Here is a 26,218-nt window from a genome sequence, read left to right as displayed (position 1 = left end):
GGTGGCCGCCCGTTGCTGAGGTGGTGGAAGAGGGACCGGGAGGCCCGGGGTCATCCCTTTGTGCCGCCGGCGGTGAGCCCGGCGACGAGATGCTTCTGGACGAGGTAGAAGACGACTCCCGCGGGGATGGCGATGAGCACCGAGGTCGCCGCCATGTAGTTCCACTGGGAGTTGTACTGGCTGATGTACGTCTGCAGGCCCACCGCGAGGGTGTACTTGCCCGCGGAGAGCATGAAGTGCGAGGCGAAGGCCACCTCGCCCCAGGCGGTGATGAAGGTGTAGAAGGCGGCGACCGACAGGCCGGGCCTGGCCAGCGGCAGGATCAGCCGCCAGAAGGTGCCGAGCGGGGTGAGGCCGTCGATCCGTCCGGCCTCGTCGATGTCCACCGGAATGGTGTCGAAGTACCCCTTGAGCAGCCAGGCGGAGAACGGCACCGCGGTGGTGCAGTAGATCAGGATCAGGCCGAGGTACGAGTCGAGCAGATGGAGGTCGCTCATGATCTTGTACAGCGGCACCATCAGGATCGCGGCCGGGAACATCTGGGTGAGCAGGAAGGTGTACATGAGCTTGCGGTGGCCGGGGAAGCGCATGCGGGAGACGGCGTATCCGGCGCTGGCGGCGATCAGGACGCCGACGAACATGGTGCCGACGCCCACGATGACCGAGTTCAGCAGCCAGCTGACGAATCCGGTGTGGTGGATCACGTAACCGAAGTTCGACAGCGACGCCTTGCCGAGGATCTTTCCGGGGTGCAGGTAGTCGTGTTCGTCCGGGCCGAGCGCGATGTAGCAGATCCAGGCGACCGGAAAGGCCGCGATGAACGCCGCGACGGCGAGGCTGCCGTGCAGCGCCGCCGAGGCGCCGCGGCTGCGCTCGCCGCGCCGCCGGTGGTGGCGGGTCTCGGCGGAGAGGGTTCTCGTCTGCGGGACGTCCGCCACGTCCGCTGTGGCCTGCTGGACTGCGGTGGTCATCGGTGCCGTTCCTCCCGTACCGGGTGTGCTCGGGCTCTGGTCGGCGCTCATGCCCGCACCTGCTCGTTGCGGTTCAGCCAGCGCCGGTAGAAGGAGGTGAAGACGACCAGCAGGGACAGGCACAGGATGCCGACCGTGGCGGAGCGGGCGAAGTCCTGCGGCATCTGGCCGAAGAAGAGCTGGTAGGCGTAGGTGACGAGGATCTGCGCGCTGTCCGCACCACTCGAACCGAACAGCAGGAAGATGACGTTGAACTGGTTGAACGTCCAGATGATGCCCAGCAGGATCACCGTGTTGCTGACCGGGCGCAGCCCCGGCAGGGTGACATGGCGGAACCGCTGCCAGGGGCTGGCACCGTCCATCTCGGCGGCTTCGTAGAGTTCGCCGGGAATGGCCTGGAGGCCGCCGAGCATGGAGATCATCATGAACGGCACTCCGACCCAGACGTTCACCGCGATCGCGGCGACCTTCTGCCAGGTGGGATCGCTGAGCCAGGCGGGTTGCGGCAAGTGCAGCGCGCCCAGTACGGAGTTGATGGCACCCCCGTCGGTGAACAGCAGCCGCCAGGAGAACACCGTCACGAAAGTCGGCACCGCCCACGGCAGGATCAACAGGATCCGGTAGCAGGTACGGCCCCGCATCCGGCGGTTGAGCAGCACCGCGAGGCCGAGTCCCGCGCCGTACGTGAGGGCCACGCAGACGGTGGTCCAGATGACGGTCCACACGAAGTGCGGCCAGAACTGGTTGTCCGGGCCGGTCAGGATCTCGGTGTAGTTCTTCAGACCGACCCAGTTGTAGCTGTCGGGAATGTGGTTGACGCCGATGGTGCGGCCCACGTTGAGGCTGTTGGCGTCGGTGAAGGTCAGCAGGATGCCGCGCACCAGCGGGTAGCCGACGAGCAGTCCGAGGACGACCACGACGGGGGCCACCATGGCCCAGGCGTACCAGTGCCGGTCGTAGGAGCGCCGGATCCGGCTGACCAGGCCGGGGCGGGGTGAGCGGTCGCGGCGCTGCTTCAGGGGCTTGCCCTGGACGGCGACGGTCATCTTCTGACACCTCTTCAGGAGACGCGGCATACGGCTGCGGGCGGTGGGCCGCACGACTGCCGGAGGTCGGCAGCGGCGGCCCACCGGGCGATCACTGGCTGGCGTAGCCGGAGAGCAGCTTCTGGAACTGGATGGAGGTGTTCTTCAGGCCGTCCTGCGTGCTCTCCTGTCCGCTGAGGATCTTGGTCAGCTCCTTGGTGAACGGGTCGTACAGGGAGCTGTATTCGGGGACCGCCGGGCGCGGCACGCCGGAGGACAGGATCGACTGGAAACCGGCGATACCGGGGCTGGAGGTGACCTTCGCGGTGTAGGCGTCACCGCGGGTCGGCAGGGTCGAGTTCTTCAGCGCGAGGGTGGTCTGCGACTGCGCCGAGGTCATGAAGGCGATGAACTTCTCCGCGGCGGCCTGGTGTGCGGCGTCGGAACCCGCGTACGCGACCAGGTTGTGGCCGCCGATGGGCGCGCCCGCCTTCCCCGTGGCGCCGGCCGGGACGGCGGCGATGCCCAGGTTGGTGTGGTCGCTGAACGCCGAGCCCTTGTAGACGTTGTTGATCTCCCAGGGACCCTGGATGATGGCGGCGAGCTTTCCGCTGTCGAAGGCGTCCATGATGTTGGCGTAGCCGTTGGCGGTGATGTCCAGCTTGGAGACACCCGAAGCACCGATCACGCCCTTCAGGGTGTCGATGCCCTTGGCGGCGGCGGTCGAGTTGATGGTGATCTTCTTGCCCGCGGCGTCCACCATGTCGGTGCCCTCGCCGTAGAGGAAGGGCATCGCGTAGTAGGACGCGGGGTTGAAGGCGAAGCCGTCGACGCCGTCCTTCTGCTTGACCAGCGCGGCGTCGGCCTTGAGCTCGTCCCAGGTGGTGGGCGCCTTGGCGATCCCGGCCTTGGCGAAGAGCTGCTTGTTGTACATCAGGCCGAGGGTGTCGGTCACCAGCGGCACACCGTAGAGCTTGCCGTTGTAGCTGGCCTGGGTGATCAGCTGCTTCTCGAAGTGCGAGGTGTCGGCGTCAGCCGGAGTGCCGGTCAGCGGGGCGAGGTAGCCCGCCTTCGCGAAGCCCGGGGTCCAGCCGACGTCGGAGCGGAACACATCCGGCGCGCCGCTGCTGCCGGCGGCGGTCTGGAACTTGGTCTGCGCGCTGGCGAAGGGGACGTTGACGTACTTGACCTTGACGTTGGGGTTTGCCTTCTCGAAGTCGGCAACCAGCGCCTGGTATGCGGGGGCCTCGTTGGTGGCGTCCGATGTGTCCCACCAGGTGATGGTGACCGGTCCGTTCGACTTGGCGGATGAGCTTCCGCCGCTGTTGCAAGCGCTTGCAGAAACCGTCATCGCCGCCACCAGAGCGGCCGCCGCAATGCCACGACGCATGTGTACTCCTTCGGGGGTGGATGCCCGAACGATGGGCACCACAGGGACACTCCCACCTCGACCGCACCGTCGCGGGCCGTCGGGTCGGGCAGGAACGTAACAGTGGAGTGACCGGACGGAAAGGTCTTGCAGAAAATTTCTGCAGGAGCGCAACCGATCGTTACATGCATGTGTCCCAAACGGACGACCTGCGGGAGCCGACAAGTGCGGTCAGCAGGGCCAGAGCACTGGCCATCAGTGGAATGCGGTAGCCCGGCAGGGCTGCCCCTGGGCCGCCAGACGCCGAAGGCCAGGCCTGCCGGGCACGATCCGAGCGCGTAGCAGGCGAGGACGAGACTTGCGTCGGCTCTGTGGTGATGGGCATCCGCGAAGCCGACGGTGCTGATCTCCATGACTCCGAGCACGCCGCCGGTGGCGAGCAGTGCCGCGAGCACGACTCGAAGGCCGGTCGCGGCGGCGCCGGCGAACAGCGTGCACGCGGGTGCGTGGAGCCTCGGACAGAGAAGCTCGGCCGCTGCGCCTCAGGGGGACTCGGCGTAACGCAGCACGGGCATCATCCGCAGGTCGTCCTCGGTGGACGGGTCCCCCGTCTCGACACAGCGGTTGAGTTGCTCGGTGACGGTCTCCGCGTCCAGACCGGTACCGATGAGGACGAGCCGTGTGCTGCGCGGCTCGTCCGCAGCCCACCGGCCCGGGCGGAAACGGAGGTATCTGCCGACGGTGTGCAGGGCGTACTTCTGCTTGTCCCCGGGTTCGCCGAAGTCGAGGAACCCCTTGATGCGGTAGATGCCCGCGGGTCCGCCGTCCAGGAAGTCCATCAACTTACGTGGATTGACCGGCCGTTCGGAGACGAAGGTGACCGTCTGGTAGGCGGAATGCAGATGATCGCAACCGTCGGCGTGATCAGGGGCGTGTTCGTGATCGTCGGTGCGCAGATCATCGAAGGACAACTGCCGTACCGCAGGCTCCCGTGAGGTCCGCCGTCTCCGGTCGAACAGCAGCTCCGGATCAATCCGGCCGTGCGCCGTGGATACCACCGGGGTTCCCGGGGTGATCCGGGCGACGGCCGCCAGCAGCTCTTCGAGTTCCGGCTCGCCGAGACGATCGCTCTTGTTGAGCACGATCAAGTCGGCACACCTCAGGTGCTTTTCGACCTCCGGATGACGGGTGCGGGTCTCTTCGAACTCCACCCCGTCGACCACCTCCACCAGCCCCCCGTAGGTGATCCGCCGGTCGTCACTGGCCAGGACCATACGGATCACCTCCTGGGGTTCGGCAAGGCCGCTCGCCTCGATGACGATGACGTCGATGCCCGCGCTCGGCCGGGTGAGTCGCTGGAGCATCTCGTCCATGTCACCGGTGTCCACCGCGCAGCACAGACAGCCGTTCCCCAGCGAGATCATCGAATCGACCTGGCCGGCGACGCTCAGGGCGTCCACGTTGATGCTGCCGAAGTCGTTGACGATCACCCCGATACGCACTCCCCCGCTGTTCCTCAGGAGGTGATTGAGCAACGTCGTCTTACCCGAGCCCAGGAACCCCGCGAGGATGACGACGGGAATCCGGTGCTTGGGCAACGTGGGTCCTCTCCACAAAGGCGCGATGGGCGCCTTCGAGGCTACTACGGGCCCTGCCGACCCTGCGGCGAGTGCATGCGCGGGCGACGTCAGCCCGTGAAGAGTTGCCGTAGCTTGAGCACCAGCTCGTAGACGCCATAGGCGAACGGAACGGTCACCCATGCCCAGCTGAACACCATGAGTGCTGACTGACCGCGTTTCATACGTCCGCTCCCGATGTCCGCGCCGTTGCGGGCAGTTGCGTCGACGGCTCCTGGAACCGGGCGTCCACCGGCCGGATCAGTTCGTTGGCGACGAAGCCGACCACCAGCAGCCCGATCATGACCGACAACGAGGTGGTGTAGAGCCCTGGACCGGTCCGCCCGGCATGCTTTTCCGTGTCCGCGATGGCATTGACGATGAGCGGGCCCGCCACGCCCGCGACCGACCAGGCGGTCAGCAGGCGTCCGTGGATGGCGCCCACCTGGTAGGTGCCGAACAGGTCCTTCAAGTAGGCCGGGACGGTCGCGAAGCCGCCGCCGTAGCAAGAGAGGACCACCATCGCGGCGATGATGAACAGCGGTTTGGACCCGTTGCCGACCAGCGCGATCACCAGATACATCAGTGCTCCGAAGCCCAGGTAGCAACGGTAGATGTTCTTCCGTCCCACCAGGTCGGACAGCGCGGACCAGAAGATGCGCCCGATCATGTTCGCCAACGACAGCAGGGCGACGAAACCGGCAGCGGCCGCTGTGCTGACCGGCGTCGAAGTACCGGAGAAGAAGTCCATCACCATGGGAGCGGCCTTCTCCAGGATGCCGATGCCCGCGGTGACGTTGAGGCACAGCACCACCCACAGCATCCAGAACTGCGGTGTGCGCACGGCGTTGTGCGCCGAGACGTGTCCGGTGGTCACCAGCGGGCGGGAGACCGCCGCCACGGGCTGGTAGCCCGGCGGCCGCCACGCCGGCGGCGGTACGCGCACCAGCAGGACGCCCAGCGTCATGAACACCGCGTAGACCAGACCCATGACCAGGAAGGTCGAGCTGATCCCGGCCGGCTGGGTGCCGAACTGGCCGAGCAGCCAGGTCGACCACGGAGAGGCGATCAGCGCTCCGCCGCCGAATCCCATGATGGCGATGCCGGTCGCCAGTCCCGGCCGGTCGGGGAACCAGGCGATCAACGTGGAGACCGGGGAGATGTAGCCGATGCCCAGGCCGATGCCGCCGATCACGCCGTAGCCGACCACCACCAACCAGTACTGACTCGTTGCCGCCCCCATCGCGGCGACCAGGAAGCCGGCGGAGAAGCAGACCGTGGCCACCACCATCGCCCAGCGGGGCCCGTTGCGCTCGACGAGCGTGCCCCCGAACGCTGCGGACAGCCCGAGTACCACGATCGCGAACTGGAACGGCAGCGCGCTCTCCGTGCCGTTCAGGTGCAACGAGGATTCCAGCGGAGGTTTGAAGACGCTCCATGCGTAGGCCTGCCCGATGGCCAGATGGATGCAGAGCGCGGCAGGCGGTACGAGCCAGCGGTTCCAGGACGCGGGCGCGACGGTACGGGAGCGGGCGAGCACTCCGGTGGGGGCAAGCAGTGCCATGTACGACCTTCATGCAGAAGTGACGGCGTACATGACACCCTAGGGAGATCAGACATGGCTCAACAAGCCCATGTTCATGACGGACTGGTGAAGTTCCGGATCTTTGCGTAGGCGCTCCCCGCCCGCATCATTCGAACATGCGCACGCGACGTTAAGCTTTGTGAGCGCCTATCACTTCTGGTCACCACCAATTAGTCTGTCCCGCCACGGAGGGTTGCTTCCTGCCCCATCGCGCGGCGCCGCTGCCGCGTGGAGGGCCCCGATCCCGCGCCGGGACGGAGCAGCAGTAGACCAGACCATCGTTGTTGCACAGACAACCAAGGACAGTCATGGAATCGCACCTGCCTCCTGCTTCGGGCGCCACCCGGGCGGCCTCCCAGCTGGAGTCACTGCCCGTCGAACCGCTGATGACAAGGGACTTCGACGCACGACCCGCCCTGGTCTACGAGCGATTGCGCGCGCGGTACGGTCCGGTGGCACCGGTGGAGGTGTTCGGGGTTCCGGTGTGGCTGGTGCTCGGCTTCCGGGAGGTGCTGGACGTCCTGCGCGATGAGAGCCGGTGGAAGAAGGACGTCCGGCACTGGCGGGGCCTGCGGGACGGCCGCGTACCGGAAGACTGGCCGCTACTGCCCGCGTATCGCGTCAACCACATGCTGCTCCAGGACGACCAGCAGCACGCGGCGACGCGGACCGCGGTGGACGCGGCGCTGAAGCCGTTTCAGGATCCGCGGCAGCCGCAGGGCCGCAGCCTGGTGTCCGCCGTGGCGCGGCAGGTGGACGAGCTGATCACGTTCTTCGCCGATGGCGGCAGCACCGGGTGGGTGGACCTGTGCGCCCAGTTCTCGCGGCCGCTGCCGCTGATGGTCGTCAACCGGCTGTTCGGCTTCCCGGTCGAGCAGGGCGACGAGATATTCATGGACGCCTGGCGGATGATGGACTCCGGTCCGGACGCGGCAGCCGCCATCGAGCGACTGCTGACCGCCACCACCGAACTGGCCGCGCACAAGCAGGCCCACCCGGGCGAGGACCTGACCAGTCGGCTGCTGGCCGCCGACCCGTCAATGACGGTGGACCAGGTCGGCCTGGAGCTGTACGCGATACTCGTCGCCATCGCCGACACCACCAGCCACTCGATCACCAACGGCGTGCTGGAGGTTCTGACCGGCAACAGCGGAGCACGGGCCAGCCTGACGGCCGGGATCATCAGTGAACTGGTCAACCGGGTACACATCGCGTCGCCGCCGTGGTCCAACCTCACCTTCCGTTACCCGGTGTCCGACACCGTACTGGGGAACTTCCGGCTGGCCGCGGGAGATGTGGTCATGCCGTCGATCGCCGCCGCGCACGGCGACCCGGTGTTCGCCGACGCGATCAACCAGGACTCCGCGATGAGCTCGCGCGCCCATCTGGCCTGGGGGGCCGGACCGCACCAGTGCCCGGGCCGGGGCCTGGCGGACATGATGGTGAGCGCCGCGATCAGGCGGCTCTTCGAGCGCTGCGACCTCGAACTCGGCCTGCCCGTCGACCAGTTGCCTTGGCGGTCATCGACCTACGTCCGCGGTATGCGGTCGTTCCCGGTCAAGTTCCGGATGCGGGAGCTGCCGGGCCCGGTGCTCGGTGCGGGCGGTCCCCGCCCCGCGGCGGCCTCCGCCACCGTGGCGCCCGCGCGGGACGATGACCAGGCAACTCCCGCGGAGCCGGATCAACCCCGGCCCGCGCTGCGGCGCTTCATGGCGAGCCTGCGGCGAGGAGTGCCGGTCATTGGCGAGGGAATGGTCCACTGACCCCACCGCGGTGGGGCAAATCCATCTCACCGGACTTCGTGCCGATCCCTGAGGCGCAGGCAAGGCGGCGGGGTGGCGTGGTCCGCTCGCCAGTCGGGTGAGCGCGAGGGCGAAGAGAGCCGTGGTGACTCCCCACGGGGTGGGGAGTCTGGCGGCCTCCAGGAAGTCTCGTCGTCTCGATCCTGTGGGCGTTGGGTGTCCAGGCCCCGCTGCGTCGCGCGCCGGGCCCGGTGGCGAACGCTCGTCCGGCCTCGGACGCCGCTACCGCTACCACTGCCGGTGGCTTCGCGGCGGACGCCTGCACACCTTCCGCTCTGCGCGGTGGCGCACGACGGGTGGTGGACACCGCGGCCCCGGTTCCGGTGGCGTCAGGGGGCGATGACCTTGTCCAAGAACAGATAGACGTTGGTCAGCGTGCGCTCGATGCGCTCGTCCACGGTGAGGGACTCCTCGTAGCGCAGCAGTCCGGATTGCTTCTTGCCGCGGACATAGAGAGGGCATGCGAGGTCGGCGCAGAAGTAGGCGCCAACGGTGTTTCCCTGGCGGCCAGAGGCACCGGCCTTGGGCGCGGCGAGCAGGCAGACCCCCGACCCGGGATGGCCGGTCAGACACATCGCACAGGCGGTGGTTTTGGTGAAACTTCTGCTGACACTGTTCGGGGTGCGAAGCGTGACACCGACTAGCTCACCCGCCCGTTCGACCACCAGATAGCCGCGGTCGGGCGCTCCCGGGTCGCGCCACCCCAGGAAGTCCAGGTCGGCCCAGGGGAGCTCCGCCAGATCCCTCGGCAGGCTGATCCTGCGAGCCTCGCCCTTCGAGCAGTTCACGAAGCAGGCACGTATCTCTTTTTCGCCGTAGGGTTCCATGATGCGGAAGCTAACACGCATACATGCTCGACGTCGCTCGAATATCCGTGCCCCCTAATTCCGCTTGCCAGCGGGCAGGCCACGGAGCACGGGACAAGTTCGCGCGGCGCCGGTCACTTCGCAGTGAACTACGCGGTGCCGGCCAATGTCCTGGCACCTCCTCAGGTCTACACCCCCCGGTTGGCGAACGTCGTCGCTCGCAACATCGGCGATATCGAGCTGGTCCGCGGCGGCAAGTTCCGCCAGAAGGGATCGGCGGAGATCGCGTCCGCTCTCGCCGTGGAACACACGATCTTCGGGAGAGAATCACTGACCTACGACCAGCAGCAGCTCTACAAGAAGCCGAACCAGGGTGAGCAGCCGTGGTGTTTGACAACATCTTCTCGTTCGCCCGCAGTGCGGCGAAATCCGGCGAAGACACCGGACAAGGTCTGTCCGGCGGAATCCCCGGTGCTTCGCCCACCCATGCAGCATGACGACGGCCTGAAGGAATACCCCGGCCCCGGAAAGTAATTCCGTCGCAGTTCGGCCTCCGGCTACGGCCGGAGGCCGAACTGATGGTGTCAAGGCCGCTTCGGAGCGGGACGGCCCTCAGTCCAGGGCCATGGTGCCCTTGGTGTAGCGCATGCCGTACCTCGCACCGATCGTGTTGACCTTCTCCAGGTCCATCGTGCCCTGGGTGGTCCTGACGGCGGGCCCTGCTGCGAAGAGATCCTCCATGAACTGGTCCCAGCCGCCGGGTGTGGAGATCTGCAGTGCCCGCGCCGGGGTTTGGGAAGCGTTGCGCGTGGCGTGCGGGATGCCCCACCTACCGGCTGAGGTGGGCGCGACTCTTGCCGCCCGCCATGTGGCCGTGTACCTGCACGGCCTGCGCCCCGAAGGCGCCCATCCGCTCCCCGGGGCCGCACCAGCCCCGAAGGACCTGGGGCGGCACCTCGCTATGGATCAAAGGGATCTGGAAGAGAACGCCTAATGCATTGAGTTGGAGGTTTTTCGGTGGTTCGGGCCCGGTGCGCGTTGCCGCGACCGGGGGTGGTGGCCACGGATGCGCCACTGGATTTCGGTGTAGCGGCTCCTGGGCAGGTCCTCTCTGTGACGCCACAACGGCCGCAGGACTCGATCACGGACCGGCACCGGGTCGGTGGCGGTGCCGGGCGTCATGTGCACACCTCGCGCAGTTCGCGCTTGAGGACCTTGCCGGTGGGGCCGAGTGGCAGTGCGGTGAGGAAACGCACCTTGCGCGGGTACTTGTGCTTGGCCAGCCGCTCCCGGGACCACTTCACGATGTCCTCGGATGACGTGTAAGGGGCGTCATCGCGAAGCACCACAGCGGCACAGACCTCTTCGCCCTTGACGTCGTCGGGGATGCCGACGACCGAGACCTCGGCGATGGACGGATGCCGGGCCAGCACCTCCTCGACCTCGCGCGGATAGACGTTGAAGCCGCCGCGGATGATGAGGTCCTTGCTCCGGTCGACGATGCTGAGGAAGCCGTCCGCGTCACGTACGCCGAGATCGCCGCTTCGGAACCAGCCGTCGACGACCGCCTCGGCAGTGGCCTGAGGATCGTCCAGGTAGCCATCGAAGACGTTGTGACCGCGGATGACGATCTCGCCCACCTCGCCGTCGGGCAGCGGCACGACTCGGTCCCGCACGTGCACGTCGGCGATCCCGACCTCCACACCCCACACCGGGTGGCCGACGGTGCCGGGGCGGCGCCCGGTGCTGTGCTGGTTGAACGTCGCGGCCGGTGACGTCTCGGTAAGCCCGTAGCCTTCGAGGATCACCGTGTCGTACGCGGCCTCGAAACGTTCGAGCAGCGCGACGGGAAGGGCCGCTCCGCCGGATACGGCGACGCGCAGCCCTGCGGGCCGCCGCGGATCGGCCGCCGCGGCCTCGTTGAGCGCGTGGAACATCGTGGGCACGCCCATGAAGACCGTGATGCCTTCTGTGACCATCAGGTCCAGGGCACCGGGCCCGGTGAAACGCGGTGCGAGCACGAGGGCGGCTCCGGCGCGCAACGTCGCGTTGAGGGCGCAGGACTGGCCATAGCTGTGGAAGAGCGGCAGACAGCCGAGGACCATGTCGTCCGGCATCAGACCGATCAGGTCCCGTGCCATGACGGTGGCGTTCATCACCAGGTTGAGATGGGTGAGTTGGGCGCCCTTGGGGCGACCCGTGGTGCCGCTGGTGTAGAGGATCGCGGCGATGTCACCGGCCTCGGTCGGCTCGGGTCGATCCAGCCGCCCGCCCCCGGTGACGACATCCAGCACCTTGATCCCCGCATCGGCCGCGGCGATCCCGGCCACCGACCGCAACGCGCCCCCGCAGACGACGGCAACGGCGCCGCTGTGCCGCAGCACGAACGCGGCCTCCTCGGCGACGAGCAGTCCGTGCACGGGCACGACGGTCGCCCCGGCAGCGAGTACGGCGTAGTACGCGCGGGCGAAGTCGACGCCGTTGGGCAGCATGAGCGCCACCCGGTCGCCGTGCCGCACACCCCGGGAACGTAGTTCGGCCGCGAAGGCCAGTGCGTCATCCCGCAGTTCGCGGTAGCCGAGGCGGAGGTCGCCCGCCACGATCGCGAGGCGGTCCGGGTGACGGCGGGCGGAATCGTCGAGGATTGCGGAGACGTTCAGTTGCATGACGGCTCCCAGGATGCTGGGCGGTGGGCTTCGACCTCCCAAGAGTCAGACATCGCCCCCGGTCCAGGCCATGTGCGGGTGCCCATCGTCGGCGCCGTCGGCCTGGGCAGGGGCCCTGGTCCGTGGTGCGCACGCCGGTGGCCCGGCCGGGTCGGTGATCGCCTGGCTCGGCCGGGCCACCTGCGCGGACACGGTCGGACCGCTGAGGGGGCTCAACCCCGCCTGGCCGCCAAGGACACAGGGGAGCCAGGACCGGGTCGCGAACCCCAGACCGACATCAGTGTCGGCGCGATCATGTCGTGGTCGGGGTCGTTCAGGCGTCGGCGTACCGCCTTGGCCGCAGCGGCGTTCACCAGTCCCGACGCGCGGAGCAGATCGATGGTGGGGTCGGCACACGGGCCGGGTCCGGATTCCAGCGGCGAGGCCGCGCCACGCAGGGTGAGCACCAGGCCCTCGGCGTCCACGTCGCGCAGCCCGAGGTCGCGCAGCGAAGTGGGCAGGCGCCGACCGAAAGTGAGGTCGATGCCGCAGCCCCGTAAGTACGCCTTGACGGTGTTCATCGTGGCCCTGGTCGCCGGATCCGGATCCGCGGGTCCGTAGGACCCCCAGTCGAAGTCCTCGGCGAGCAGCACGCCATGGGGAGCCAACACCGCGACCATGGCGGCCAGTGCCCTGTCCCGATGCCGAAGGCCGCCGAGGACGAGCCGGGTGTGCACGATGTCGAAGGGCGGCCCGGCAGGGAGCGACTCGGCCCCGGGATCATGCCGAACGTACCGGACGTTGGCGTAGCCGCCGGTCGCCGGCCCGGGAGGACGGATGTGCGTGTCCATGGCGGCGACGACTTCCCCGGCTGGTCCCACCCTTTCGGCCGCCCACCGCACCAGCCGGGCGCCGCTCGCGCCCAGCAGCAGCAACCGTGACCCCGACCGGAGTCCGAGCCGGTCGAGCAGCCGGGCGCTGCGCAGGTCGTACACCCGCCCGACGTGCGACAACAGGTGGAGTCGGGGGTCCTGGTCAACCGATTCGTATCCTCCTTCGTCCCCGTACCCCAGATCCTGTTCGATCGGGCGGTGTTGAAAAGGCATCAGTGCTGTCCTTCCTGGTGGCGGTGCGATGGACAGGTCTATGGGACGCGTTTGGGTCTGGGGTCCCGTTTACCCGGCTCGGCGCCGTCGTGCTTCGCACACATGTGGAATGCGACGCGGGAGACCGACTCGCGGCAGAATGCGACACCGCGCACCGAGTTGCCGCGGTGGTCGAGCCGGGGTGACCCACACACGCGGATCCCCGCGACTCTCCACACGCTGTCCCACGGATACGGATGACGGGAGTTCACTCAGCGATGGAAGCAGTCAGAACCACACGGTGCGTTGGCCGGTCGCACAGAGATCGTCGTGGTGCGTTGTGCGCGTGCCGCCAAGTCCAGCGTGGATGCTCGGACTTGGGCCGCCACGTTCACCGTGGGCGTTGGGCCGTGCCCGATCCCGGTTGTGCGGCCGGCAGCAGTTGCAGGGTCAGCAGACCCAGGTAGCTGGCCAGCAGGAATCGGTGGTCTTCCAGGGAGCGGCCGCAGAGATGCTCGATACGGCGCAGGCGGTTGAGGATCGTGTTCCGGTGGCAGTAGAGCACCCGCGCCGCGCGAGCGGCGGAGCGATCGCTCTGGTACCAGACGGCCAGCGTCCTCAGCAGCAACTCCCGTTCTTCCTCCGGCAGGTCGAGCACCGGGCCGAGGGCGCGCCTGGTCAGTCGACCGGCGAGGCTCGGGCTGGAGATGACCAGTGCCTCGGGTAGCCGCTCGGCGATCCACACCACCTCGTTGACGTCGGGGGAAACCGTCCCCAGGGCGAGCTCCGCCGAGCGGTAGGCCTCCGGCAGTTCGTGCATCGCGCCGAAGGGATCGGAAATGCCGATCCTGCCGGGCGGATTCCGGCTCAGCACCGTCATCAGCCGGGGCACGGAGGAATGGCCCAGGGCCACCAGACCTATCTCGCGGTCGCCGCGTATCCGCCACGCGGCGGCGTAGGAATAGGCAGCCAAGGCGTCCCGGGCAGCGCTGAAGGTGTGCTGCGCGGCGATGTCGAACGTGGCCACCACCATCACATAGGGGCCGGACGGCGGCAGACCGAGCGTCGCCAGTGCCTCGACCGCCAATTGCGGGTCGCCGCCGCGGCCCTCCATCAGGGCGTCGAACGTGGCCTGCTGGCGCTGTGCGTCGCGGCGCTGCAACTCGGCCTCGGTCTGCCGGTAGCCGTTGACGACGGCTTCGGAGTGACGGTCCATCACCTTCATCACCGCGGTCGTCACCTCGAGGGACTCCGCCAGTTCCGTGTACGGCCTCCCCCGGACCTCGGCCAGCAAGGCGTTCAGTACCAGTTCCGTGGCAAGGCGGTAGGCCCGCAGTACGGACTCCAGCGGAACGCCCTGTTGGGCCCGTCGGCGCCCCGTGGTGCGCGCCACCGCCAGTTCCTCTTCCGGTGTCCGCGGCACGCCTGCCAATGACTCGAGAATCTGCCGGACGTTGTTCTCGACCGACTCCGTCAGGATCTCCATGGGTACCGCGCCGGCGGCCTGGTACCTCGGCTCCTGCGCCACGATCTGACGCACGATCCGGCGGGCCAGATCCGGGACCTGTTCCAGTACATGATTGGCTAGCGCCGCGAACACGGCACTGGGATCCGTGGGCATGGGTCCGGAGGGTAGCGAACGATTTCCGTTGAGTGAACGGCATGTGACGGCCCGTACGAGTCGGCACGGCACCCCTCATGCCGCCGAACGCCACTGCCCCGTACGTCAATCGCAACAGCAGTTGAACAAGGAGGGAACGACACCTGCACAGTCCGGAGCGCTTCAGGTTGTGCGTATGAACAGAGCCGCAGCTGCGCCCCATAAGTACCTTGAGCCGACCGAGATCCCCGGCGCGCACCATTGCGCCGGAGGCCCGCGGGTCGTGCCCCTCGACGACGCGGATCCCGGCACGCCTCGCGTCGGGACTCGGCACGGGGCAATCGATGGAACCCGACGCACACGAGTCGCGGGTACCCGCTCAGGGAGGCGAAGTCCATGCAGGAAACGCAGCGTCGCACACCGGACCCCGTGCACGACGGACAGAGCAGCGCACCGGAACCGCCACGCTGGAACCGGGAGATGGCGACTCCCGGCACCGCGCTGCAACTGACCCTCCCAGGCCGACAGTACGCAGTACAGTCCGGGCCTCTGCACCCCGCCGAACCCCGGGCGGAGTCGCTGAACCGTGCGTACTCCGAAATCCTTCAGGAGGTGCGGATCGCTCAGTGCGGCATCCAGTTGCTCTTCGCCTCCCTGCTCACCCTCGGCGTGACACCCGCCCTTTCGTCGCCCTCGGCGTTTCGGCAGTGGTTCTACTGCGCCTCGCTGGCCTGCGCGATCGGCGCGGCCGGGACGCTGCTCGCCCCCGCTGCCATGCACCGGTTCAACCAGGGCGAACACGCCAAGACAGCGCTCGTCGCCGTCGCGAACCGCTGCCTGATGGGGGGCCTGGCATTCCTCGCGCTCGCGCTCAGCTCGGCCGTGATGTTGATCATTGACATCGTGATCGGTGCGGCGCCGGCCGTCATCAGCGGAGCCGCCGTGCTGGGGTGGTTCACCCTGCTATGGCTGCTCAGCCCGCTGCGCACGCGCAGCCGCGTCGCCACGGGCGAACCGAGGGCCGTGCACGCGGTCCCGAAGCAGACCTTCATGTGACCGCACTGGGATGTGCCGCCTGACGCCAGCAGTCATCGGGCGTCGGCCGCACCGCCAATGTCTCTCCGCCGTTCGTCCCCTCCCCAGCAGATGCCGGGGAGGGAGGACGGCCCTGCCCCGCCCCCGACACGGACGGCCGCCTCAAGGGCGGCAAGCCCCGCCGCTCCAGATCTCGTCGCTGATGGCCGCTGGATCCAGGCCCAGGTGGGAAGCCGGCCGGGGTCCCCGTACAGTTCACAGGTAATCGGGGTGGAAACCAGCGAACGAGGAAGCAGCAGACAGGCATGACGGCGGCCGCGGAGCAGCAGCACATCCAGGACCAGCGAGACGCCGTGGACGGCGCAGAATCCGAGTACGGGCCGGGCCTGGGCCCTGAGCGCCTACAGCTCTGCCTCGACGTACTCGCCGAGCTGGACGCCCTGCCGCTCGACCATCCGGACGCGATCACCGTCCGCAAGGCCGTGGCGCACATCTTCCGGACCGTGAAGCAGCGCCGCCGCCAGGAGCGCCGGGCCAGCAAGACGGCCTACGACCGCGCGGTGACGGCCGCCACCGCGACCGGCGCGCCGGGCCGGATCGACGACGAGACCGCGGGCGTCTTCGGGCTCACCACTCCCACGACGACCGAGATAGCCGGAATCCTGCAGCGCCCCCGCGCCTGCTACATCTGCAAGACGCGCTATGTCGAGGTGGACGCCTTCTACCACCAGCTGTGCCAGGACTGCGCCCGCGAGAACCGCGCCCGCCGTGACGCGCGTACCGACCTGACCGGCCGCCGCGCACTGCTCACCGGCGGCCGGGCCAAGATCGGCATGTACATCGCGCTGCGGCTCCTTCGCGATGGCGCGCACACCACCATCACCACCCGCTTCCCCAACGACGCGATCCGCCGCTTCAAGGCGATGCCGGACAGCGCCGAGTGGCTGCACCGGCTCAAGATCGTCGGGATCGACCTGCGTGACCCGGCCCAGGTGGTCGCACTCGCCGACTCGGTGGCCGCAGCCGGCCCGCTGGACATTCTGATCAACAACGCCGCGCAGACCGTGCGCCGCTCCCCCGCCGCCTACGCGGAACTGGTCGCCGCGGAGTCCGAGCCGCTGCCCACCGGGGAACTGCCGACCTCCGAGGTGATCGGCCGCTTCGGCAGCGGCAGCGTCGTCCGCCCGGCGCTGCCCGGCCAGGCGAACGGGGGACGCGAGACGCTCGGCGCGCAGGAGGTGACCTCGCTGGCCCTGGTCACCGGCTCGGCCTCGCCCGCTCGGATCGCGGCCGGGACGGCGATCGACGCGGGTGGGCTGATCCCCGACCTGGCCTCCTCCAACAGCTGGGTGCAGACCGTCTCCGAGGTCGAGCCCGTCGAGTTGCTCGAAGTCCAGCTGTGCAACTCCATCGCGCCGTTCATCCTGGTCAGCCGACTGCGCCCGGCGCTGGCGGCCTCGCCCGCCCGGCGCAAGTACGTGGTGAACGTCTCCGCGATGGAGGGCCAGTTCAGCCGGGGCTACAAGGGCGCGGGGCATCCGCACACCAACATGGCCAAGGCCGCGCTCAACATGCTCACGCGCACCAGCGCGCAGGAAATGCTGCAGACAGACGGCATCCTGATGACTGCCGTGGACACCGGTTGGATCACCGACGAGCGCCCGCACCCTGACAAGATGCGTCTGGCCGAGGCGGGCTTCCACGCCCCGCTGGATCTGGTGGACGGCGCGGCACGGGTCTACGACCCCATCGTCCGCGGCGAGCAGGGGGAGGATCTGTACGGGTGCTTCCTCAAGGACTTCGCCCCCTCACCATGGTGACGGCGATGCCCCCGCTGATCGGCGCGGGCGTGATCGTGCCGACGGCGGACGGCCGGGTGCTGCTCGGCCGCCGGATCGCCGTCGGCGAGCCGCCCACCTGGAGTCTGCCCGGCGGCAAGGTGGACCACGTCGGCGAGTCCTTCGAGCAGGCGGCGGCCCGCGAGCTGGCCGAGGAGACCGGCGTCGTGCTGCCCGCCGAGCGGATGCGGGTGCTCGGAGTGCTGCTGGACCACCTGGACGGACGGCCCCGGCTCACCGCGGCCGTGCTGGCGCCGCCGTCGGAGGCGGCCTTCGAGGTCACCGAGCCGCACGCGTGCGCCGGGTGGGAGCGATTCGCGCTCGCCGCGCTGCCCGAGCCGATGTTCGCACCGTCGGCCTGGGTGCTGTCGCGCTGGCTTCCCGGGGCGGGTCCGCTGCCCGCGGGCGTGCATGGCTACGCCGTCCACCCGCTCCCCTAGCGGTGTGGCGGCCGCACTTCGCCTCGACGGCCTCGGGATGCGTGGCGGGGAGCAGGCGAAGCCGGTCGGCCGTCAGTCCGGTGTTCAAGAGACCGAGGAGGTATCCACTCGCGATAGGGGTGGACAGGGGCCGAGCAAGGGGGACCCCGGGTTGGCGTACCGGCAGCGCCCCGGAAAGCATGAGCGCCGTATCGGCCAAATCCCCTCTTATCCCAAAGGAGTTGACTATGCGTCATCGCCTGTTGGCCACCATGGCCATGGGGGCTTCCCTCGCGATCGCACCGATGGCAACCGCCACCGCCGCGGTCGCCACCACCCCGACCACGGTCGCCGCCGACCAGTGCTTCAACAACGGCGGCTTCTTCGGCGGCTACAACAGCGCCGGCAAGGCGTTCTGTGAGCGCGGCGTCTACAACGGCATCCCGTTCGACAAGGACCCGAACCAGGGTTGGTGCCCTGATGGGCAGCACATTGTCTTCCGTTACCTCCAGGGCCTGTTCTGCGTTCCGGACCTGCCCAACACCGGCGGCTGATTCAGACTCCGGGTGATCAGGTGAGCGGACAGGCCAGGACGGCCTGACCCCCCGCGGCGGCCGGTCGGGGCGGCCCGGCCAGCCGCCGCGGGGGCGGTACGCGGGCGATGGCACTTCGCGAAATGGTCCCGTCTGCACAATGGGCTACTCCGCGATGTAGGCGCGTGGACGCCGCTCCTCTGCCGCTACCGGCGGTTGGCGTTCTGCGACGTCGCCAGACCCGCGTCGACGGCGGGTTCAGCGGGTCGGTGGGTTGGCCGACGTGCGGCGGCGAGGGCACTGACGGTGTTGGCGGCCACGATCGCGGCGATCGCGAGCCAGTCGGCCATCGGCAGCCGCTGGTCCAGGATGATCCAGCCCACGAGCGCCGCCATCACGGGGTGAACGCTCATGAACACCCCGAACAACCGTGTGGGCACCTGGCGCAGCGCGAGCATGTCGACCAGGAACGGCACCGCCGACGACAGCACCCCGGCCGCCGCCGCGCACCCCAGCGCCTTCGCGGAAGGGGGGTGGTGGGCGAACACCAGCACGCCGACCGGAACGTACAGCAGTCCGGACAGGCCCGCCGCGGCGCCCGAGCCCTGGGCGCCGGGCAGGCGGGCGCCGATGATGCGGTTGAGCAGGATGTACGCGGCCCAACAGGCCGCTGCGGTAAGGCCCAGGCCAAGGCCGAGGTAGTCGGTGGTCGGCTTCGGGCGCAGCAGCGCCAGCACGGCCGTGCCCGCGCACAGCGCACACACCAGGTCGACCGTCCGGCGGGACACGGCCAGCGCGACCGAGAGCGGGCCGAGGAACTCAAGCGTGACGGCCAGGCCGAGCCCGACGCGGTCGATCGCCGTGTAGAGCGTCAGGTTCATGGTGGCGAAGACGACCGCCAGTGACAGCACCGGCCACCACTGCCGACCGGTGAACTCACGTATTCGCGGACGCCCCACGGCGACCAGCACGATCGCGGCCACCCACTGGCGCACCGCCACCACGCCCGCCGGGCCGATCAACGGAAACGCCAACGCACCGGTGGCGGCTCCGAGTTGGTTGGACAGTGCGCTGCTGAGCATCATCGCGATGCCGGACAGCCGGGTTGAATCCGCCGGCCGACCAGCAGTCGCCTCGGGAACAGGCACAGAGGTCGTCATGCACGGAGAATGCGCCCCGATCCCGAATACACAAAATGCATGCCGGCATGCAGCTATACGCTGGACGCATGGATGTGGAGCTGCGCCACCTGCGCTGCCTGGTCGCGATCGTCGACACCGGCAGTTTCACTGACGCGGCCCTTGAGCTGGGCGTTTCCCAGGCCGCTGTCTCGCGCACGTTGGCCGGGCTGGAGAACGCCCTGGGGACGCGGCTACTGCACCGCACCAGCCGCAGCGTCGCGCTGACGATGTCCGGCACCCAGGTCCTGGCACGGGCCCGCCGCCTGCTGGCAGAGGTCGACGACCTGGTCCGCGAGGCCGCCACCGGACACACCCGGCTCAGAGTCGGCCACGCCTGGTCCGCGATGGGCCGCCACACAGCGGCCTTCCAGCGCTGCTGGGCCGAGGCGCACCCGGAGATCGAACTGCAGCTGATCCGCACCAACACCTCCACCGGAGGCCTGGCCGAGGGCGTGTGTGACCTCGCGGTCGTCCGCGGCGCCTTCGACACCCATCGCTTCGCCAGCACCGTCGTCGGACTCGAGCGGCGCACCGTCGCCCTCGCCGCGGACGATCCGTGGGCCAAGCGCCGCTCCATCGGACTGGACGAGGCCCGTGAACGCACGGTCGTCATCGACCGCCGCACCGGGACCACCACGCCCGACCTGTGGCCCTCCGGTGCCCGCCCGGCACTGGAGTACACCAAGGACATCGACGACTGGCTCGCCGCGATTGCCTCGGGACGCAGCATCGGCATCACACCGGAGAGCACCGCGACCCAGTACCGCCGCCAGGGCATCGTCTTCCGTCCTCTGCGCGGCGCCGCGCGCGTCGCCGTCCACGCCATCTGGCCGCGCCAGGACCCCCACCCCGGCACCGCGGCAGCCGTCGCGCTGGTGTCGGACTTGTACGCGACGGCGGGCTAGCCATCCCCTGGGATGGGCCTGCCCTATGGGCGTCCTCGAAAACCCTCGCGCTGAGGGACTGGAGTCACCGAACCATCGGCGCTCCTGGTGAGGAAGACCGGACCCGCGGAGGCCTGTTGTTGATGGCGATGAGCTCTGCGGAGAGCAGGACGAACCACACTCCGACCGAGACCAGATGGATGCGCTGGGCGATCCCCTGCCCGCCGGGGTGGCCGAAGAACGGGCCGACGGTCGCGATCGCCGCCGCCATGGAAGTGGGCAGCAGCCACGGACCCCACTGGCGCACCAACGGCAGACAGGGCGCACCTTGATGTGATGCCACGATGAAGAGTGCCATTGACGCGAAGAGGGCGAAGTGGACAGCCCCGCTGGTCGTGGTGTGCCAGGGGTTGACTTCCGCACAGTGACGCTCGATGGAGGGCGCGCACCGCATGGGCAGCAGCACGTCCGCCGCCGAGAACACCCCGACGCCGACGACCGCCATCCACCCGGCGGCCAGCAGCTGAGGGAAGAGGCTACGGGCGAGGAAGGCAGCGGTGATCACCAGCGCGGCACAGGCCAGTTCGATGCAGCTGAACAGGGTGCGGTAGGGCTGGTCGGCCGCGAACAACTCGCTGACATAGGAGTCTCGCTGGTCCAGTCCGGTGGACAGGAAGAACTGGAGGAGCCAGTCGTTGTAGACCACCGACGCGACCATTAGCAGCCATGCTGCCGTGAGGCGGCGCGAGTTCTGTGTCAAGGCCCGGCGATGGTCGCGACCGACGTGAACATAGCCCTCACAATAGCGATATACAGGAACAATACGGCCCGGGCGTTCCCATGCCCTTCGTGCTCATGGCAAATGCCACCCGATAGGGGTAGCCCGCAGGCCATGACCTGGCGGCTCTGCCGCACCGTGCCGACGACAAGCAACTCACGCCGCGCCGGGGCATGTTGCTCGCTCTCTCCCGGCTCCCGTTACCGAGGGCCTCTCCCTGGCGACGGTTCGACGGGACCGGGACGACAGGTTGGCCGTACTCGCTACACATGCCTGTGCGCGCCGCCCGGACGAGCGCCGGGCAGCGCGTTGGGGTGCGTTACGTCAAGCTATGAGGCTTGGTGAGCCGCGCGGTTGAGCACCGACTGGCGCAGATCCGCGGTGTCCACGTCGAGTGCGGTCAGGACCTTGATCGCGACGCCTTCGCCCTCCGCGAGGAGGCCGAGCAGCATGTGCTCGGTGCCGAAGTGCTGCTGCCCGAGGGTCATCGCCTCGCGTACGGTCAGCTCCAGCGCCTTCTTGGCGTGCGGGGTGTAGGCGGGCCGAGGAAAGTGGAAGGCTCCGGGGCCGAAGGTGTCGTCGGCCCGGCGCTGGATCTCGGCGACGTCGATGCCGATCGAGGCGAGGGCGTCCTTCGCCGGCTGACCACCGGTCGCCACCACCCCGGCCTCTTCCAGCAGCCGGACGGTCTCCTGGCGCGCTCGCGACAACTCCACGCCGTGTTCGCGGAGCACTTCACCTGCCGTCCCCGCGGTCTGGGCCAGACCGAGGAGCATGTGCTCGGTGCCGATGAAGTCGTGACCCATGGAGACGGCCACATCTTGTGAGGCCATCACAGCTCGCTTGGCGAGCTCGGTGAATTTGTCGAACACGCTGGTTAGTCCTCCTTGCCCATGGCCTTGCGCCTGCTCGCGTGCTTCTCGTGGACGGACTGCCTGCTGACCTGCAGAGCCGTCGCGATGCTCTGCCATGTCCAGCCCTGTTCACGGGCGTTGTCCACGTGCAGACGTTCCAGTTCTTCCAACAGGCGCCGCAGCGAGACGACAGCCTGCAATCCGATGGCGGGGTCCTTGTTGGTGACCTGGCCTGCCAGTTTGGCGGCCGGTGAGTCCGCATCACTCATGACGTCAGGTTAGCCTGACACATCTTGGCCTGTCAAGGAATCCTGACACGGCCTGGGCGATACCGGCCCGACGCATCGTGCAGATCGGGCACTGGCGCAGCGCGGAAATGCGACGAACGACCGCAGTCGCGATTGTCGAACCTGATCACCTGCACACCGCGGCCGACCAGTTCGGCGCAGAACCCGTCCGGCCAGTTGATCATCTGCGCTCCGCCGACCATCACCAGCAGCACGGGCGGCGCCCCCGGGTCACCAAAACGCTCATAGGCCACCTCGATACCCGACGGGCCGACATTCAGAGCCTTCTCTTCGCTCACCGTCACACCATCTCCCCACTGGAACGGTGCGATAAAACTTACCCGCAATTGACGCGACCTCAAATATGAACGGGTGAAGTTTTTCGAAAATAGACAACGCAAAAAGAAGGCCATATACTGAAGATGCAAAAGGGCATCAGAAATGCGCTCGCCGATTCGGCCCCTCAGCTGACGAGGCGTTCTCCATTCGGGCCTGCCCGTCAGCGTCAAGCCCGCTCAGCGGGCTCCGGGCCTTCGGCTGGCGGGCAGGGCACAGGCCGCCGTACCGCCCGGCATTCGGTCCCGGTTGTCAGCGATGATCCGGTAAAGGCCGTGGGCAGCCCAGCGGATCGGCGGCAGTTTCAGCAGCGCCCCCAGAACAGCCCAGCCGCCGCGCGCGCTCAACAGGAGCTTCGCGACGGCCTGGGCGCCGCCGTACACCGATCCGTCGGGAGTGATCCACAGCAGTTCGTACTCCGCCCGCCGCTGTGTCACGCCGAGCGGGTCCAGCTCTGCGAACTGCCAGGGTGTGACCTCGCAGAGGGGCCGAATCCGCTTCTCGGCGAAAGTCACCGAGGTCGTGCAGAAGCCGCAGTCACCGTCGTAGACGAGCACAGGTTGCGTCCGCATGAGCGCCATCATGCCGTGCTCCGCCAGGGCGGCATGGCACGGGTTCGTGGTGCCATGGAATTTGGCTCGGCAAGGCCGCCTCGGCACCGCGCGAACGGAGCCGGACCATCAGAGCGGCGGCGGCCTCACCGCCCGGCCGTGTCGACGAGGACGCGCGCCGGCTCGCGCGGCTGGGAGAACATCGTCCAGTGTCCGGTGTGTATGCCACCGCAACGCGCCAGGAGTGAGCGGCTGGTGGTCAGTCGGCTCGCACGATGGTGGCGAGTACGTCGTTGAACGCCTCGGTGGAGGTGGGGTGCTGGTAGACGGCGTCACGGAGTTCGGCCGCCTTGACGCCGTGCCGCATGGCGAGCGCCACGGTGTTGATGAGTTCCTGGGCGTCGATGCTGAGCAGGACGGCTCCGAGAATGTCGTCGGTGTCGGCGTCGAGGACGAACTTCATCACCCCGCGGGGATCCTCGACGATGTAGGCGCGTGGCATGGCGATGATCTCGGCGACCGGTTGGCTGGCGATCTTCAGCCGGTGCCCGGCCGCGCGTGCCTCCTGCTCGGTCATCCCGACGGATGCCAGCGGCGGGGTCATGAACAGCGTGTGCGGGATGGCCACCCGGTCCGCCGTGGAACGCTTGCCCTGGCCGACGAGTTGGTCCAGGACGATACGGCTGTCGTCCAGGGAGACGTAGGTGAACTGCGGACCGCCGTTGACGTCGCCGAGCGCGTAGATGTGCGGCTGGCTGGTGCGCAGGAACTCGTCGACCTCGACCGCTCCCCGCTCGGTGGTACGGACCCCGGCCGCCTCCAGGGCCAGCTCGCGGGTGACCGGGGCGCGGCCGGTGGCGGCCAGGACGGCGTCGGCCGCCACGGAGTGCTGTTGGCCGTCCTTGTCGTAGACGACGGTCGCGCCGCTGTCCCCGTCGCGTACCTGCCTCACCTGCGCGCCCTCGACGATCTCGATGCCCTCGTCGGTGAGGATGTCCCGGGCGACGGCGGCCACGTCGTCGTCGAGGCGGCCCAGGATCTTGGGGGCTTCCTCCAGTACGGTCACCAGTGAGCCGAACCGGCGGTAGATCGCGGCGAACTCCAGGCCGAGGTATCCGCCGCCGATGATGACCAGCCGTTCCGGCAGGACGGTGGTCTCGATCAGCTCGGTGCTGGTGACGGTGTACTGGCTGTCACGCAGACCGGGGATGTCGGGGATGATCGGCTCGGAGCCGGTGTTGATCAAGATGGTCTCGGCGGTGACCGTGAGGCGTTCGCCGCCTGCCTGGACCCCGACGGTGTGCGGGTCGATGAACGCGGCCTGGCCGGTGATGACCGTGACGGTCTCCATGCCGTTCAGCCCCTGGTAGTTGCCGTCGCGCATCATCTTGGTCACCGCTTGGACCTTGGCGACGGAACGCTCGTACCACTCCTGGGCCGGGTCCTCCGGTCTGCGTTCGTTGGAGTGATGGACGAGCGCCTTCGTCGGGACACAGCCGACGTTGGGGCAGGTACCTCCGTACATCCGGTCCGACCGCTCCACAAGCACGACCCGCTTGCCGAGCTGACCCATCTTCGCGGCCACCGTCTTGCCGCCCTTGCCATAGCCGACGACCAGGACATCAGCGCGCAGACTGCGGTTCGCGGAGTCCATGCTCACTCCCGTTCTTTTCCTTGGGGCTGGGCATCAGCGGAGAGGGGTGCAGTGCGTTCGTCACCTCAACAGCAACACCAACACCTCAAGGCCGCAACCTCCTCCGGCCCGGCGCCACCGCGGTCAGCAACCCGAACGGCGGTAGCCCGAGGTGGGCCCAATCAGGTGCATGTGGATACCACACACAAGGACATCGCACGCCTGCACGAGAACCGAACGGCCCGCACATGCGCCGACCGGGTTCGCAACGCCCAAAGGCGCGCGCTCCGCACGCGTATCGACGAGCCAGCCACTCCGATAGCCCGAACGTGTGAACGGCCCGGGACGGCAGGCTCTCCGGCACAACCGACGCCATGGTCGCGCTCTTGACAAGGGGAATTACCACGCTCTTCCATGGCGCGTAATGATCTAGCCCAGTCGGCATTGACGTCCCGTCAGGTACGTTGAAACGAGCCGGAGACGCGCTGTCCGACGCAATCCGCGGTCTCCGTGAAAGCCCCAGCGAAAGGGTAGTGATCCAGTTGGATGCTCAGGATGAATTTGTCAGGCGATACGGTCCCTGGGCGTTGATTGCCGGTGCTTCCGAAGGCACGGGGGCGGCGTACGCACGACTGCTCGCCGAGCGGGGATTGAACCTGCTTCTCCTCGCCCGCCGCAAGGAGCCGTTGACCAGCTTGGCCACGGAACTGGTCGAGACGTACGGGGTCGAGGTGAGAACGGCCGGCGTGGATTTGACCAGGGACTCGCTTCTGGACGATCTCAAGCCGCACGTGGGCGACATCGAGATAGGTCTGCTCGTCTACAACGCGGGGGCTTCGCCGCACATCGGGATGTTCCATGACCGCCCGGTTGAGGAAGCCTCGTACCTCATCGACCTCAACTGTCGCGGCCCGCTCCTGATGGCACATCACTTCGGCGCTGCGATGGCCGAGCGCGCACGTGGTGGGATCATCTTGATGACGTCGACCGGGTCGATGGCGGGCTGCGCGTACGTCGGCGCGTACACCGCGTCGAAGTCCTTCGTCCAGACACTCGGCGAAGCGCTGTGGATCGAACTCGGTCAGCGTCAAGTCGATGTGATGGTGGCCATGGTCGGTCCCACTGACACCCCGGCCATGCGTGCGACCGAACCGCGCCTCGACGGCTTGCCCGTCGCCTTGATGGATCCGCACCAAGTCGCCACGGAAGCCGTCGCGGCCCTGGGGTCCGGCCAGCCGTTGGTGCCCGTAGGGCCCGCCAATCGCGCCGCCGTGCAGCAGGCCTGGCCGATCCCGCGCGCAGATCTCGTGATGGGCATGAGCGTCGGCTGCGCCCAGATGTACGACCTGCCCGTGCCCCAGCAGCCCCAGCCCCGCACAACGTAA

Annotated in this window: 27 protein-coding genes; 9 read left to right on the top strand and 18 right to left on the bottom strand. The window is 68.3% G+C overall.

The window, feature by feature from the left end:
- Positions 1-50 precede the first annotated feature (50 nt).
- The 6 genes from P2L57_RS07775 to P2L57_RS07755 all read right to left on the bottom strand — a co-directional run bounded on the left by P2L57_RS07775 (position 51) and on the right by P2L57_RS07755 (position 6,545).
- Entirely contained in the window at positions 51-971 is a 921-nt protein-coding gene (locus P2L57_RS07775) for a sugar ABC transporter permease (protein ID WP_275810424.1), read from the bottom strand.
- 47 nt (positions 972-1,018) lie between these two features.
- On the bottom strand, positions 1,019-2,017 hold the full coding sequence (locus P2L57_RS07770) for a carbohydrate ABC transporter permease (protein ID WP_275810421.1): 999 nt from the start codon (positions 2,015-2,017) through the stop codon (positions 1,019-1,021).
- Positions 2,018-2,108: 91 nt separating this feature from the next.
- Positions 2,109-3,386 (bottom strand): extracellular solute-binding protein, encoded by a 1,278-nt coding sequence (locus P2L57_RS07765; protein WP_275810418.1) that lies wholly within the window; start codon positions 3,384-3,386, stop codon positions 2,109-2,111.
- Between the two features lie 521 nt (positions 3,387-3,907).
- Positions 3,908-4,963 carry a CobW family GTP-binding protein gene (locus P2L57_RS07760; RefSeq protein WP_275810415.1) on the bottom strand — a complete coding sequence of 352 codons (1,056 nt, stop codon included), beginning with the start codon at positions 4,961-4,963 and terminating at the stop codon, positions 3,908-3,910.
- Between the two features lie 89 nt (positions 4,964-5,052).
- Positions 5,053-5,166: an MFS transporter small subunit gene (locus P2L57_RS41100; RefSeq protein WP_425574856.1), complete on the bottom strand. Its 114-nt coding sequence runs from the start codon at positions 5,164-5,166 to the stop codon at positions 5,053-5,055.
- Positions 5,163-6,545, bottom strand: a complete 1,383-nt coding sequence (locus tag P2L57_RS07755; RefSeq protein ID WP_275810412.1) for an L-lactate MFS transporter — start codon at positions 6,543-6,545, stop codon at positions 5,163-5,165. Before P2L57_RS07755 ends, P2L57_RS41100 begins: the two co-directional genes overlap by 4 nt.
- A 329-nt stretch (positions 6,546-6,874) precedes the next feature.
- Here P2L57_RS07755 and P2L57_RS07750 point away from each other — a divergent pair, with 329 nt between their 5' ends.
- Positions 6,875-8,329, top strand: coding sequence for a cytochrome P450 (locus tag P2L57_RS07750; protein WP_275810409.1), 1,455 nt, complete (start codon positions 6,875-6,877; stop codon positions 8,327-8,329).
- 368 nt (positions 8,330-8,697) lie between these two features.
- On the opposite strand, the gene P2L57_RS07745 is transcribed toward P2L57_RS07750, so the two are convergent.
- On the bottom strand, positions 8,698-9,195 hold the full coding sequence (locus tag P2L57_RS07745; RefSeq protein WP_275810406.1) for an FBP domain-containing protein: 498 nt from the start codon (positions 9,193-9,195) through the stop codon (positions 8,698-8,700).
- A gap of 123 nt (positions 9,196-9,318) precedes the next feature.
- Here P2L57_RS07745 and P2L57_RS07740 point away from each other — a divergent pair, with 123 nt between their 5' ends.
- The gene (locus P2L57_RS07740) at positions 9,319-9,708 is read left to right on the top strand and encodes a hypothetical protein (RefSeq protein WP_275810402.1); all 390 of its coding nucleotides are present in this window, start codon (positions 9,319-9,321) and stop codon (positions 9,706-9,708) included.
- A 78-nt stretch (positions 9,709-9,786) separates the two neighbouring features.
- Here the strand turns inward: P2L57_RS07740 and P2L57_RS07735 are convergent, their stop codons facing one another.
- The gene (locus P2L57_RS07735) at positions 9,787-9,915 is read right to left on the bottom strand and encodes a hypothetical protein (RefSeq protein ID WP_275810399.1); all 129 of its coding nucleotides are present in this window, start codon (positions 9,913-9,915) and stop codon (positions 9,787-9,789) included.
- Between P2L57_RS07735 and P2L57_RS07730 the strand changes: the two genes are divergently transcribed.
- Positions 9,914-10,168: a hypothetical protein gene (locus tag P2L57_RS07730; protein WP_275810396.1), complete on the top strand. Its 255-nt coding sequence runs from the start codon at positions 9,914-9,916 to the stop codon at positions 10,166-10,168. The two genes, P2L57_RS07735 and P2L57_RS07730, sit on opposite strands and share 2 nt — an antisense overlap.
- A 184-nt stretch (positions 10,169-10,352) precedes the next feature.
- Here P2L57_RS07730 and P2L57_RS07725 read toward each other — a convergent pair whose 3' ends face one another.
- The 3 genes from P2L57_RS07725 to P2L57_RS07715 form a co-directional block, all read right to left on the bottom strand.
- Positions 10,353-11,840: a long-chain-fatty-acid--CoA ligase gene (locus tag P2L57_RS07725; RefSeq protein WP_275810393.1), complete on the bottom strand. Its 1,488-nt coding sequence runs from the start codon at positions 11,838-11,840 to the stop codon at positions 10,353-10,355.
- A 212-nt stretch (positions 11,841-12,052) separates the two neighbouring features.
- On the bottom strand, positions 12,053-12,925 hold the full coding sequence (locus P2L57_RS07720) for a methyltransferase domain-containing protein (protein WP_275810390.1): 873 nt from the start codon (positions 12,923-12,925) through the stop codon (positions 12,053-12,055).
- A 370-nt stretch (positions 12,926-13,295) separates the two neighbouring features.
- Positions 13,296-14,525 (bottom strand): PucR family transcriptional regulator, encoded by a 1,230-nt coding sequence (locus tag P2L57_RS07715; protein WP_275810387.1) that lies wholly within the window; start codon positions 14,523-14,525, stop codon positions 13,296-13,298.
- Between the two features lie 375 nt (positions 14,526-14,900).
- Here P2L57_RS07715 and P2L57_RS07710 point away from each other — a divergent pair, with 375 nt between their 5' ends.
- From P2L57_RS07710 to P2L57_RS07695, 4 genes are all read left to right on the top strand, one after another.
- The gene (locus P2L57_RS07710) at positions 14,901-15,560 is read left to right on the top strand and encodes a DUF6328 family protein (RefSeq protein ID WP_275810384.1); all 660 of its coding nucleotides are present in this window, start codon (positions 14,901-14,903) and stop codon (positions 15,558-15,560) included.
- A gap of 284 nt (positions 15,561-15,844) precedes the next feature.
- Positions 15,845-17,359, top strand: a complete 1,515-nt coding sequence (locus P2L57_RS07705) for an SDR family NAD(P)-dependent oxidoreductase (RefSeq protein WP_275810381.1) — start codon at positions 15,845-15,847, stop codon at positions 17,357-17,359.
- Positions 17,360-17,364: 5 nt separating this feature from the next.
- Positions 17,365-17,817: a nucleotide triphosphate diphosphatase NUDT15 gene (locus P2L57_RS07700; protein WP_275810378.1), complete on the top strand. Its 453-nt coding sequence runs from the start codon at positions 17,365-17,367 to the stop codon at positions 17,815-17,817.
- A gap of 227 nt (positions 17,818-18,044) precedes the next feature.
- Positions 18,045-18,350 (top strand): hypothetical protein, encoded by a 306-nt coding sequence (locus tag P2L57_RS07695; protein ID WP_275810375.1) that lies wholly within the window; start codon positions 18,045-18,047, stop codon positions 18,348-18,350.
- Positions 18,351-18,535: 185 nt separating this feature from the next.
- Here the strand turns inward: P2L57_RS07695 and P2L57_RS07690 are convergent, their stop codons facing one another.
- Positions 18,536-19,489, bottom strand: coding sequence for an EamA family transporter (locus P2L57_RS07690; protein ID WP_275810372.1), 954 nt, complete (start codon positions 19,487-19,489; stop codon positions 18,536-18,538).
- A 68-nt stretch (positions 19,490-19,557) separates the two neighbouring features.
- Between P2L57_RS07690 and P2L57_RS07685 the strand changes: the two genes are divergently transcribed.
- Positions 19,558-20,415 (top strand): LysR family transcriptional regulator, encoded by an 858-nt coding sequence (locus tag P2L57_RS07685; protein ID WP_275810369.1) that lies wholly within the window; start codon positions 19,558-19,560, stop codon positions 20,413-20,415.
- 64 nt (positions 20,416-20,479) lie between these two features.
- On the opposite strand, the gene P2L57_RS07680 is transcribed toward P2L57_RS07685, so the two are convergent.
- The 6 genes from P2L57_RS07680 to P2L57_RS07650 all read right to left on the bottom strand — a co-directional run bounded on the left by P2L57_RS07680 (position 20,480) and on the right by P2L57_RS07650 (position 24,854).
- Complete coding sequence (locus P2L57_RS07680) at positions 20,480-21,154, bottom strand: DUF998 domain-containing protein (protein WP_275810366.1); 675 nt, start codon at positions 21,152-21,154, stop codon at positions 20,480-20,482.
- A 347-nt stretch (positions 21,155-21,501) separates the two neighbouring features.
- Complete coding sequence (locus P2L57_RS40615; protein ID WP_372515642.1) at positions 21,502-22,044, bottom strand: Clp protease N-terminal domain-containing protein; 543 nt, start codon at positions 22,042-22,044, stop codon at positions 21,502-21,504.
- Between the two features lie 5 nt (positions 22,045-22,049).
- Entirely contained in the window at positions 22,050-22,295 is a 246-nt protein-coding gene (locus tag P2L57_RS07665; RefSeq protein WP_275810364.1) for a hypothetical protein, read from the bottom strand.
- A 32-nt stretch (positions 22,296-22,327) separates the two neighbouring features.
- Positions 22,328-22,612: an alpha/beta fold hydrolase gene (locus P2L57_RS07660; protein ID WP_275810361.1), complete on the bottom strand. Its 285-nt coding sequence runs from the start codon at positions 22,610-22,612 to the stop codon at positions 22,328-22,330.
- A 216-nt stretch (positions 22,613-22,828) separates the two neighbouring features.
- Complete coding sequence (locus P2L57_RS07655; protein WP_275810358.1) at positions 22,829-23,221, bottom strand: thiol-disulfide oxidoreductase DCC family protein; 393 nt, start codon at positions 23,219-23,221, stop codon at positions 22,829-22,831.
- 238 nt (positions 23,222-23,459) lie between these two features.
- Positions 23,460-24,854: an FAD-dependent oxidoreductase gene (locus tag P2L57_RS07650; protein ID WP_275810355.1), complete on the bottom strand. Its 1,395-nt coding sequence runs from the start codon at positions 24,852-24,854 to the stop codon at positions 23,460-23,462.
- A 512-nt stretch (positions 24,855-25,366) separates the two neighbouring features.
- Between P2L57_RS07650 and P2L57_RS07645 the strand changes: the two genes are divergently transcribed.
- Positions 25,367-26,218 (top strand): SDR family NAD(P)-dependent oxidoreductase, encoded by an 852-nt coding sequence (locus P2L57_RS07645; protein ID WP_275810352.1) that lies wholly within the window; start codon positions 25,367-25,369, stop codon positions 26,216-26,218.

The organism is Streptantibioticus ferralitis, from assembly GCF_029223525.1.
In the GTDB taxonomy this organism is placed as follows: Bacteria; Actinomycetota; Actinomycetes; order Streptomycetales; family Streptomycetaceae; genus Streptantibioticus_A; species Streptantibioticus_A ferralitis.
This window is presented reverse-complemented; position numbering and strand designations above follow the sequence as displayed.

Coding starts and splice junctions, on each gene's coding strand:
- P2L57_RS07775 (WP_275810424.1), bottom strand. CDS start 971: ATGACCACCGCAGTCCAGCAGGCCACAGCGGACGTGGCGGACGTCCCG.
- P2L57_RS07770 (WP_275810421.1), bottom strand. CDS start 2,017: ATGACCGTCGCCGTCCAGGGCAAGCCCCTGAAGCAGCGCCGCGACCGC.
- P2L57_RS07765 (WP_275810418.1), bottom strand. CDS start 3,386: ATGCGTCGTGGCATTGCGGCGGCCGCTCTGGTGGCGGCGATGACGGTT.
- P2L57_RS41100 (WP_425574856.1), bottom strand. CDS start 5,166: ATGAAACGCGGTCAGTCAGCACTCATGGTGTTCAGCTGGGCATGGGTG.
- P2L57_RS07755 (WP_275810412.1), bottom strand. CDS start 6,545: ATGGCACTGCTTGCCCCCACCGGAGTGCTCGCCCGCTCCCGTACCGTC.
- P2L57_RS07750 (WP_275810409.1), top strand. CDS start 6,875: ATGGAATCGCACCTGCCTCCTGCTTCGGGCGCCACCCGGGCGGCCTCC.
- P2L57_RS07745 (WP_275810406.1), bottom strand. CDS start 9,195: ATGGAACCCTACGGCGAAAAAGAGATACGTGCCTGCTTCGTGAACTGC.
- P2L57_RS07730 (WP_275810396.1), top strand. CDS start 9,914: ATGAACTGGTCCCAGCCGCCGGGTGTGGAGATCTGCAGTGCCCGCGCC.
- P2L57_RS07735 (WP_275810399.1), bottom strand. CDS start 9,915: ATGGAGGATCTCTTCGCAGCAGGGCCCGCCGTCAGGACCACCCAGGGC.
- P2L57_RS07725 (WP_275810393.1), bottom strand. CDS start 11,840: ATGCAACTGAACGTCTCCGCAATCCTCGACGATTCCGCCCGCCGTCAC.
- P2L57_RS07720 (WP_275810390.1), bottom strand. CDS start 12,925: ATGCCTTTTCAACACCGCCCGATCGAACAGGATCTGGGGTACGGGGAC.
- P2L57_RS07715 (WP_275810387.1), bottom strand. CDS start 14,525: ATGCCCACGGATCCCAGTGCCGTGTTCGCGGCGCTAGCCAATCATGTA.
- P2L57_RS07710 (WP_275810384.1), top strand. CDS start 14,901: ATGCAGGAAACGCAGCGTCGCACACCGGACCCCGTGCACGACGGACAG.
- P2L57_RS07705 (WP_275810381.1), top strand. CDS start 15,845: ATGACGGCGGCCGCGGAGCAGCAGCACATCCAGGACCAGCGAGACGCC.
- P2L57_RS07700 (WP_275810378.1), top strand. CDS start 17,365: ATGCCCCCGCTGATCGGCGCGGGCGTGATCGTGCCGACGGCGGACGGC.
- P2L57_RS07695 (WP_275810375.1), top strand. CDS start 18,045: ATGCGTCATCGCCTGTTGGCCACCATGGCCATGGGGGCTTCCCTCGCG.
- P2L57_RS07690 (WP_275810372.1), bottom strand. CDS start 19,489: ATGACGACCTCTGTGCCTGTTCCCGAGGCGACTGCTGGTCGGCCGGCG.
- P2L57_RS07685 (WP_275810369.1), top strand. CDS start 19,558: ATGGATGTGGAGCTGCGCCACCTGCGCTGCCTGGTCGCGATCGTCGAC.
- P2L57_RS07665 (WP_275810364.1), bottom strand. CDS start 22,295: ATGAGTGATGCGGACTCACCGGCCGCCAAACTGGCAGGCCAGGTCACC.
- P2L57_RS07655 (WP_275810358.1), bottom strand. CDS start 23,221: ATGCGGACGCAACCTGTGCTCGTCTACGACGGTGACTGCGGCTTCTGC.
- P2L57_RS07650 (WP_275810355.1), bottom strand. CDS start 24,854: ATGGACTCCGCGAACCGCAGTCTGCGCGCTGATGTCCTGGTCGTCGGC.